General features: G+C 68.8%; 3 protein-coding genes. All 3 read right to left on the bottom strand.

From position 1 onward, the window contains the following. Nucleotides 1-161: 161 nt before the first annotated feature. Nucleotides 162-959, bottom strand: coding sequence for an ABC transporter permease (locus tag AC3XYG_RS21800; RefSeq protein WP_489141967.1), 798 nt, complete (start codon nucleotides 957-959; stop codon nucleotides 162-164). Next, nucleotides 959-1,834: an ABC transporter permease gene (locus AC3XYG_RS21795; protein ID WP_489141966.1), complete on the bottom strand. Its 876-nt coding sequence runs from the start codon at nucleotides 1,832-1,834 to the stop codon at nucleotides 959-961. The genes AC3XYG_RS21800 and AC3XYG_RS21795 overlap by 1 nt, the downstream gene beginning before the upstream one ends. Nucleotides 1,835-1,837: 3 nt before the next feature. Continuing rightward, on the bottom strand, nucleotides 1,838-2,713 hold an 876-nt coding region (locus tag AC3XYG_RS21790; protein WP_489141965.1), incomplete at its 5' end, for an extracellular solute-binding protein.

Raw genomic sequence — 2,713 nt, 5'->3', positions numbered from 1 at the left:
GTCGCCGGGCGCCTGCAGCCGACCCGACCAGGTGAACAGCATCCAGTTGCGGGCGAAGATGCGCGTGCGCTCCTGCTCGTAGCGCTCGGGGTCGCGGTACCAGGCTGCCGGCAGGGTCCAGGTGAAGCCTTCCGGCGCCGTCTCGGCCGGGCTCGTCTTGATCATCGCACAACCTCTCGGTCGGAAGACGCCGGCTCTCGGCTGGCGCGCAGGATCTGCAGGATCACCAGCAGCAGGGTGACGGCGAACAGCACGGTCGCCGCCGCGGCGATGGTCGGGTCGACCTGATCGTTGATGCCGTCCCACATCTTCCGCGGCAGGGTGTAGACGGCGCGGGCGGCGATGAAGAGCGTCACCACGATCTCGTCCCAGGAGGTGAGGAAGGCGAACACCGCGCCGGCCAGGATGCCGGGCAGGATCTGCGGCAGGATCACCCAGCGCACGGTCTGGGACTGCGAGGCGCCGAGCGAGCGTGACGCCTGGTCTTGGCGCGGGTCGACCGCGGCCAGCGCGGCCGACACCGTGACCAGCACATAGGGCGTGGCCAGCAGCGTGTGGGCCAGGATCACCCCGGCGAAGCTGTCGAGCAGGCCGAGATTGGCGAAAAACCGGTAGAAGGCGAGGGCGGAGACCACCGGCGGCACGATCAGCGGCGCCAGCGCCAGCATCCGCGCCAGCTCGCCCAGCGCCGAGGACAGCCGCCACAGCCCGATCGCCGCCAGCGTGCCCAGCGTCACCGCCAGCACGGTGACGGCCAGGCCGATGCCGAGGCTCTGCAGCATCGCCGACCGCCACACCGGGTCGCCGAACAGCGTCTCGTAATGCTGGAAGGAGACGCCGTCGGTCGGCAGCGACAGATAGCGGTTCGGCGTCACCGACAGCGGCATCGCCACCAGGGTCGGCAGCATCAGGAACAGCAGCACCGCCCAGCACAGGGCGACCAGGACGGACCAGCGCATCAGGCCCCTCCACCGAACAGGCGCCGCACATCGACCACCCGCGACAGCGCCGCGAGCAGCAGCAGCACCGACAGCAGCAGCACCGACGCCATCATGGTGCCGACGCCCCAGCGCACGGTCTGGAAGATCTGCAGCCGGACGTATTCGGCGATCATCACCACCTTGCCGCCGCCCAGGATCGCCGGCGTGACCAGGAAGCCGAGCGACAGCACGAAGACCAGCAGGCCGGCGGCGAAGATCCCGGGCAGGGACAGCGGCAGGAACACTCTGGCGAAGGTGCGTAGCGGCCCGGCGCCGAGCGAGCGCGACGCGGCACTCAGGGCAGGATCGATGCCCTTCATCCCGGCATAGAGCGGCAGCACGGCGTAGGGCACCATGTAGTGCACCATGCCGACCAGCACGCCGAACTCGTTGCGCACCAGCGGCAGCGGCTCGGTGATCAGGCCGAGGCCGGCCAGCGCCCCGTTCACCAGCCCCTCGCTGCGCAGCAGGGTCAGCCAGGCGAAGGCGCGCACCAGCACCGACACCCAGAACGGCACCAGCACGAAGGCGGTGATCCACAGCCGGTGCCGCGGCGCCGCATGCAGCATGACATAGGCGACGAGGTAGCCGAGCAGCAGCGCGCACAGCGTGGTCCAGGCGGCGACGCGGAAGGTGGTCCACAGCACCCGCTGCATGGCGTCGGAGTCGACCAGGCGTTGGTAGTTGCCGAGGCCTGGCACCGGGTCGGTGACGCTGATCCACAGGATGTTGGCCAGCGGCACCAGGTACAGCAGTAGCAGCGCCGCCATCAGCGGCAGCACCAGCGCCCAGGCCGACGCGGGCGCACGGCGCCGCGCGACGGTTGGAGCTGCGCTGAGGGCGGTCGCTGCCATGCCTCAGCCCGCCATCAGGTCGAGGAAGTCGTTCTGCACGGTGTCGTAATTCTCGGCGTACCACGCGCTGTCGATCGGGATCTGGCGCTTGAAGTTGGGCTCGTAGCCGCAATCGATCTTCTGCAGCTCCGGCGGTAGGCTGGCGCTCGCCGCCGGGTTGGCCGGGCCGTTGCCGAGCAGCTTCAGCAGCTCGACCTGCCGCTCCGGCGTCTGGGTCGAGGCGAGGTAGTCGAACACCGCCGGCCCGGCCGGATTCTTCACCAGCACCGGCGCCACGCCCGGCGCGACGATGCCGTGATCCCAGGTCCAGGTGATCTTGCCGCCGGAATCGCGGTCCAGCACCGAGGCGCGGGTGCACCAGATCGGGCCCATCGCCACCTCGCCGTCACGGAACAGCTGCTGGCTTTCGGCCCCGCCGCCCCACAGCAGGAACTGGTCGCGGTTGTCCTTGATGATGGCGAACGCCTTCTTGACGTCGAGCGGATACAGCTTGTCCGGCTCGACCCCCGCGCCGATCAGCACCGCCTCCAGCGACCCGACCAGCCATTTGTAGATGGCGCGCTTGCCCGGGAAATCCTTGAAGTTCAGGTAGTCCTTGAAGCCGTTCGGCGTCTTGCCGCCGGTCTTGTCCAGGCTGAAGGCGTTGACGGTCGAATACATGTAGGTGGCGCAGCCGTAGTCGAAGACGAATTCCGGCCGCACCTTGGTCTTGTCGACCTTGCTGTAGTCATAGGGCTGGATCAGCCCCTGCTTGCTCAGGATCGGCAGGTAGAAGCCGTCGGCGTCGGTGCAGTCCCACACCACATTGCCGCTGTCGATCATCGCCTTGATCGCACCGGGGGTCGGTTCGGCGCCCAGCACCGTGACCTTGATGCCGCT

The organism is Inquilinus sp., from assembly GCF_057815775.1.
This window is presented reverse-complemented; position numbering and strand designations above follow the sequence as displayed.